This is a genomic window from Streptomyces sp. MnatMP-M17, assembly GCF_900091995.1.
Taxonomy (GTDB): Bacteria; Actinomycetota; Actinomycetes; order Streptomycetales; family Streptomycetaceae; genus Streptomyces.
Genome location: NZ_FMDK01000980.1, coordinates 1 through 5,211, shown reverse-complemented (window position 1 = coordinate 5,211; position 5,211 = coordinate 1). Strand labels below are relative to the sequence as shown.

General features: G+C 68.9%; 4 protein-coding genes and 1 pseudogene. All 5 read right to left on the bottom strand.

Annotated elements, in window-relative coordinates:
• Positions 1 to 1,146 (bottom strand): ABC transporter ATP-binding protein (locus GA0115259_RS34590; RefSeq protein WP_093604240.1); only part of this gene is annotated, 1,146 nt, incomplete at its 3' end.
• Positions 1,147 to 1,306: 160 nt separating this feature from the next.
• Positions 1,307 to 2,086, bottom strand: coding sequence for an ABC transporter permease (locus GA0115259_RS34585; protein WP_093604238.1), 780 nt, complete (start codon positions 2,084 to 2,086; stop codon positions 1,307 to 1,309).
• A 2-nt stretch (positions 2,087 to 2,088) separates the two neighbouring features.
• Positions 2,089 to 3,075: an ABC transporter ATP-binding protein gene (locus GA0115259_RS34580; RefSeq protein WP_093604236.1), complete on the bottom strand. Its 987-nt coding sequence runs from the start codon at positions 3,073 to 3,075 to the stop codon at positions 2,089 to 2,091.
• A gap of 179 nt (positions 3,076 to 3,254) precedes the next feature.
• Complete coding sequence (locus tag GA0115259_RS34575; RefSeq protein ID WP_093604234.1) at positions 3,255 to 4,193, bottom strand: coiled-coil domain-containing protein; 939 nt, start codon at positions 4,191 to 4,193, stop codon at positions 3,255 to 3,257.
• A 114-nt stretch (positions 4,194 to 4,307) separates the two neighbouring features.
• Positions 4,308 to 5,211, bottom strand: a pseudogene (locus GA0115259_RS34570) (hypothetical protein); the annotation flags it as partial.

The following is a 5,211-nucleotide window of genomic DNA, read 5'->3' as shown; positions in this document are numbered from 1 at the left end:
CGACGCCGTCGCGGCCTGGGGAGCGGCCGGAGCCGCCGCGGCCGGGCTGTCGCTCGCGTACGGGTTGGCTCCGGGCGGCGGCGGGGGATACCAGCCCTGCTGCGGCACGTCCGGGACGACCGGCGGCGCGTAGCCCTGCGGCCCGGCACCGTACCCGTACTGCGGCCCGTAGCCGGGCATCTGCGGCTGCTGGAAGCCGGCCAGCGCGTCGGCCGTCGAGCGGTAGTCCACGGCGCTCTGTGTCATCCGCATGTACGCCTCCTCCAGCGAGGCCTGGTGCGGGGAGAGCTCCCAGAGCCGTACGTCCGCCTCGTGCGCCAGATCGCTGATCCGTGGCAGCGGGAGCCCGGTGATCCGCAGCGCGCCGTCCGGCTCGGAGAGCACCTGGCCGCCCGCCTCGGTGAGCGCGGACTTCAGCTTCTCGCGGCGCTCCTGGTCCAGGTCCCGGTCCTGGTCGCTCCGTGCGACGCGCACCCGCGCGAAGTCCGCCGAGTTGGCCGAGATGAAGTCCTTGACGCTCATGTCGGCGAGGAGCTGACCGCGTCCGATCACGATCAGATGGTCGGCCGTGACGGCCATCTCACTCATGAGATGTGACGAGACGAACACCGTACGGCCCTCGGCGGCGAGCTGCTTCATCAGATTGCGGACCCAGAGGATGCCCTCGGGATCGAGCCCGTTGACCGGCTCGTCGAAGAGCAGCACCTGCGGATCGCCGAGCAGCGCCGCCGCGATACCGAGCCGCTGGCCCATACCGAGCGAGAAGCCCTTGGAACGCTTTCTGGCCACATCCTGGAGGCCGACGACACCGAGCACCTCGTCCACCCTGGTCGCCGGGATCCCGGAGAGCTGGGCCAGCGAGAGCAGATGATTGCGCGCGCTGCGTCCGCCGTGCACCGCCTTGGCGTCGAGCAGCGCGCCCACCTGACGTGGTGCGTTCGGCAACTGCCGGAAGGGATGTCCGCCGACCGTGACATGGCCCGCGCTCGGCTGGTCGAGGCCGAGGATCATCCGCATGGTGGTCGATTTGCCGGAACCGTTGGGGCCCAGGAACCCGGTCACCGAGCCGGGCCGTACCTGGAAGGAAAGGTTGTACACGGCCGTCTTGGCGCCGTAGCGCTTCGTCAGGCCGACTGCCTCGATCATTCTCCAGCCCCATCGACAGGTCAGGTCGTCGGGGCAGTCGCCGTTCCCGGCTGAAAACCCCCGTAAGAGTTAGGAGGATATCCGGGCCTTGACGGTTGCGGCCAAGTCGTTCAGGCGGAGAGTCGGTGACGAACGGGCTACGGGGCCCATGACGAACGGGCTACGCGTCCCGCTTCCTCAGCACCAGATAACCGCCCAGAAGGGCCGCGGCCACCCACAGGACCATGATCCCGAGACCGCCCCAGGGACCGTACGGAGCCTCCTCGGAATTCATGGCGCCGGGCACCACCTGCATGATCCTGGAGCCGGCCTGGTCCGGGAAGTAGTGGGCGACCTCCTTCGCGACCGGGACGGCCGCGAGGATCTGCGAGACGAGGAAGAAGAACGGCATCAGAATGCCGAGCGAGAGGATCGAACTGCGCAGCATCGCCGCCACGCCCATCGAGAAGAGGGCGATCAGCGTCATATAGAGCCCGCTGCCGATCACCGCGCGCAGCACATTCGGCTCGCCGATGCCGGTGCTGTGGTCACCCAGCAGCGCCTGGCCGAGGAAGAACGCCAGGAAACCGGTGACGAGCCCGACCACCAGCGCCAGCGCTCCGGCCACCAGGACCTTGGCGAAGAGGAAGGCGCCGCGCCGCGGTACGGCGGCCAGGGACGTACGGATCATGCCCGAGCTGTACTCGGATCCGACCACCAGCACTCCGAAGACGACCATCGCGAGCTGGCCCAGGACCATGCCGGAGAAGCTGGTGAAGGTCGGATCGAAGGTGACCTGCTGCGGTTCCGTCAGCTCGTCGAAGGTCGAGTTCAGCAGCGCGGAGAGGGCCGCGCCCAGGGCCACGGTCACCACCAGGGCGCTGATCAGCGTCCAGACCGTGGAGGAGACCGTACGGATCTTGGTCCACTCGGAGCGGAGGACCGCGGGTACCGATGCCATGGTCAGACTCCCTCGCCCTGGTGGTCCTGAGCGCTCTGGCCCCACGCGGGCTGCGGCTGTGGCTGCACCTGGCCGCCCTCGGGGCCCGTGTGGGCGTGGTACTCGACCGACTCGGCCGTCATCTGCATGAACGCTTCTTCGAGCGAGGCGCGCTGCGCGCTCAGCTCATGCAGCACGATCCCATGGCCGGCCGCCAGCTCGCCCAGCTCCTCGGTGGTGCCCCCGTCGATCTCCAGCACTCCGCCGTCGGCCTCGACCGCGGTGAAGCCCGCCGCGTGCAGTACGTCCTTCAGCCGCTCCCGGTCCGGTGAGCGCAGCCGGGCATAACTGCGGGAATTCTCCCGGATGAAGTCCGCCATCGAGGTGTTCGCCAGCAGTCTGCCCTGCCCGATCACGATCAAGTGATCAGCGGTCAGAGCCATTTCACTCATGAGATGGCTGGAGACAAAGATCGTCCGGCCGTCGTTCGCCAGCGCTTTCATCAGATTGCGGATCCAGTGGATACCCTCCGGGTCCAGACCATTCACCGGCTCGTCGAACATCAGGATCTCGGGATCGCCGAGCAGCGCGGAGGCGATTCCGAGCCGCTGTCCCATACCGAGGGAGAAGCCTTTCGACTTCTTTCCCGCCACGGCGGTCAGCCCGACCATGTCGAGCACCTCGTCCACGCGGCTCGCGGGAATGCGATTGCTCTGTGCCAGACAGAGGAGATTGTTGTACGCGCTGCGGCCACCGTGCATGGCCTTCGCCTCCAGCAGCGCCCCGATGTGCTTGAGCGGCTCGGCGAGTTCGCGGTAGCGCCTGCCGTCGATCCTGACAGAGCCACCGGTCGGGATGTCCAGATCGAGCATCATCCGCATCGTGGTCGACTTGCCCGCGCCGTTGGGGCCGAGAAAGCCCGTCACCACTCCGGGCCTGACCTGGAAGGAGAGATTATCGACCGCGACCTTGCGGCCGAAGTGTTTGGTGAGCCCCTCGACCTCGATCATGCGGACAGCCTCATGCGGACACCTCGATCATGCGGACAACCTAGAGGCGCGCGAAGCCCCCCGCCACCGAAGTGACAGGGGGCTTGCACGATCGTTACCTACGTCGATCTGCTCGACCACCGTCGCGGGCTCAGCCGATCGGGCTCAGACCCCGTACGACGACGGCTTCGGCGGGCGGCTCAGCGGGTCTGCTGGGCCGGCACACCACGGGAGATCGGCTCGTCGTCCGCCGGGCTGCCCGCGGCGGCCACCGCGGCGCCGGTCAGCGTGGCCAGCATCTCGCGGACGTTGGTGAGCTGGGCGTTGATCGAGTCGCGGCGGTTGGTGAGCGCCGCCAGCTCGCGCTCCGATTCGCTGCGGATCCGGTCGGCCTTGGCGTTCGCGTCGGCCACGATGTCCTCGGCCTGGCGCTGCGCCGTCTCGACGGTCTGCCGGGAGCGGCGCTCCGCGTCCGTACGCAGCTTCTCGGCCTCCAGGCGGAGCTGCTCGGCGCGGTGCTCGATCTCCGCCAGGCGCTTCTCGGCCTTGGCCTGACGCGCGGCCAGGTCGCGCTCCGACTGCTCGCGGCGCTTGGCCAGGTTCGTCTCGAAGTCCGCGGCGGCCTGGGCGGCCTTGGCGCGGGTCTCCTCGAAGAGCGCGTCGGCCTCCTCGCGCTTGGACTGTGCGTCCTTCTGCGCGTCCGTACGCAGGGTCGAGGCGTCACCCTTCGCCTTCTCGACGATACGGACGCCCTCGTCCTCGGCCTTGGCCTTGCGCTCCGCCGCGAACGCCTCGGCGTCGTTGCGCACCTGCTGGGCCGCCGACTCGGCCAGCTCGCGGTGCTGCTCGGCCGCGCGCCTGGCCTCCTCGCGCAGGTCCTTCGCCTCCTCCTCGGCGAGGCGGAGGATCTTCTCGACCCGGGCGCCGAGTCCGGCGTACGACGGCTCCGCGTCGGTTACCTGGGCCTGGGCGTTCTGCGTTTCGAGGTGGAGCTCCTCGATGCGCTTCTCCAGTGCGGTGATACGGGCCAGGGCACTGTCACGGTCGGCGACGAGTTTGGTAATGCGGTCGTCCACCTGACCGCGGTCGTAACCACGCCGCACGAGCTCGAAGCCGAATGGGGAGGAAGTGTCGCTCATGGGGTTCCTGTCGAATGAGACCGGTGAGGTGATAGAGGGAATCCTAGGGGCCTAAGCGGCGTGTCATCGAGCGGATGCCGGTTTGATCTGGAGAATGTCCAGCCTTTTGAGTGGCTAGCTGTCGGACGACTTGCCACTCGAACGGGTTGTTCCCGCCGCGGCGCCCGCCTTGACCTGGGTGTCCTTCGTAGGACCGGCGGGTGCCTCAAACGACTCCAAAGCTTCGAGTACATCCTGGACGCGGGAGATCTCCGCCTGAATGTCCTCGCGCCTGCGCACCAGGACATCGAGTTCGCGCTTGCCTTCGTCGACCGTACGCTTGGCCTCCCGGGCGGCGTCCGCGCGCAACTCCTCGGCCTCTCTGATGAGTCCGGCCTTCTTCTGCTCGGCCTCCTTGAGCAGGGCCTCGGCCTTCTTCACCGCGGCGATCCGTACTCTGCTCGCCTCGGAACCGGCGTCGGCGACGAGCTGCTTGGCCTTCGCGTCGGCCTCGGTCCGCTGCTCGTTGGCGGCCTTCATCAGATTGTCGACGCGCTCGCCGACGGTCTTGAGCTGCTCGGAGGTCTCCCGGCGGGCGCGCTCGTGGAGCTGCTCGATCTCGCTCTCGACCCGTACGCGCAGCTCCTCGGCCCGGTCCCGGATGGCCGTCGCGTCCCGCCGCGCGCCGACGAGCAGCTCGTCCGCGTCCGTACGGGCCTTCTCCACCAGGGAGTTGCCCTCGACGGTGGCGTCCGCGGTGATACGGCCGGCCTCCTTGCGGGCGGCGCCCACCATCGTGTCGGCCTGGGCCTCGGCCTCGGTGGCGGCGCGCAGCGCCTCCTCCTGGGCCTTGTTGATGAGCTGGTCGGCCTGCTCGGCGGCGTCGGCGCGGCGCTTGGCCGCGTCCTTGCGCGCCTCGTCCAGGAGCCAGTCCGTCTCCTCCTGGGCCTCGTTCCTGAGCCGCTCCGCGGCGGCCTCGGTGTCCGCCTTGAACTTCTCGGCGTCGGCGCGCAGCCGCTCGGCGGCCTGCTGCGCCGCG